The following is a 995-nucleotide window of genomic DNA, read 5'->3' on the forward strand; positions in this document are numbered from 1 at the left end:
ATCGAAGGGTTGGGACATGTGTCATTCCTTTTTGATTGTATATTGACTCGAATGACACAGAATTTCTAACACTCCCGGTACCTCCACACCACACCTATGTGGTCCCTCTCATACACGAACGACAGACAGCAACAGCTATATATCTCACAGTTACTTGCGTTGCCCCCTGCTTCGACAGCGTCTGAGGGGGATACTTCCGGTCTGCCCCAGTCCCATGTTCCGGTGTAATGCACTGACTGCTCTGTAGATATCCTGGTAGGTATCATCCGGCTTCCTTGTCTGCATCTGGCTCAGACAGTGCTGTCTCCTGCGGGATACCCATGACCGTTCAGAATCACTCAGACATTCAAAAAACACCTCTAACCAGCGGGTGGCTGCTCTGCGGTATAAACCCGCGCTCTCCAGACTTTCGGCAAGCTTATCAGCTACCGGCGTCAGCGTTTCTTTTTCCATCAGGACCGTCCGTTATCCACCCCAGGGACCGACTCTCTTTCCGGCTCTTCAATTTTCTTCTGCGCAAGGGCGCTTAAAAATAATTTTTCTTCCGGATCATCAAGCATTAGCAGGGTTTTCCGGACAAAAAACTCCACCGAACTGATTTTTCTGAACCGTTTAATGACCGCTGACCAGTGCTTTTTTTGTATTTCATACCGGGTTCCTTTCTTCACTGAACATCCCGGGTACCGTTCTGTGCCAGATAAGAAAACGGGCAAAATCCATCACCGGCAGCGGTTTTGACCAGTAATATCCCTGCTGCAGTGCCACGCCTCTGGCGGCCAGAAAGTCCGACTGAAAGGCTGTTTCCACACCTTCTGCCACGACAGACAGGCGGTTACTTCTGGCCAGCTCAATAATGCTTTCAACCAGACGCTGTGACTCCATGGAATCGGCTAATTTCCGTATGAATGACTGGTCTATTTTGATACTGGTCACCGGCAGTTTGTTGATTTTGGAAATATTGGAATAAGCCGTACCGAAATCATCCAGGGCAATAC

3 protein-coding genes are annotated in these 995 nt (G+C 49.2%); all 3 read right to left on the minus strand.

The window, feature by feature from the left end; genetic code table 11:
* Positions 1-150 precede the first annotated feature (150 nt).
* The gene (locus V3W49_RS22585) at positions 151-453 is read right to left on the minus strand and encodes a PerC family transcriptional regulator (RefSeq protein ID WP_500148185.1); all 303 of its coding nucleotides are present in this window, start codon (positions 451-453) and stop codon (positions 151-153) included.
* On the minus strand, positions 453-668 hold the full coding sequence (locus tag V3W49_RS22590) for a hypothetical protein (RefSeq protein WP_134864044.1): 216 nt from the start codon (positions 666-668) through the stop codon (positions 453-455). Before V3W49_RS22590 ends, V3W49_RS22585 begins: the two co-directional genes overlap by 1 nt.
* The coding region (locus V3W49_RS22595; RefSeq protein WP_500148186.1) for an EAL domain-containing protein at positions 646-995 on the minus strand (350 nt) is incomplete at its 5' end. The genes V3W49_RS22595 and V3W49_RS22590, both read right to left, overlap by 23 nt.

The organism is Rosenbergiella sp. YN46 (assembly GCF_036620675.1).
In the GTDB taxonomy this organism is placed as follows: Bacteria; Pseudomonadota; Gammaproteobacteria; order Enterobacterales; family Enterobacteriaceae; genus Jejubacter.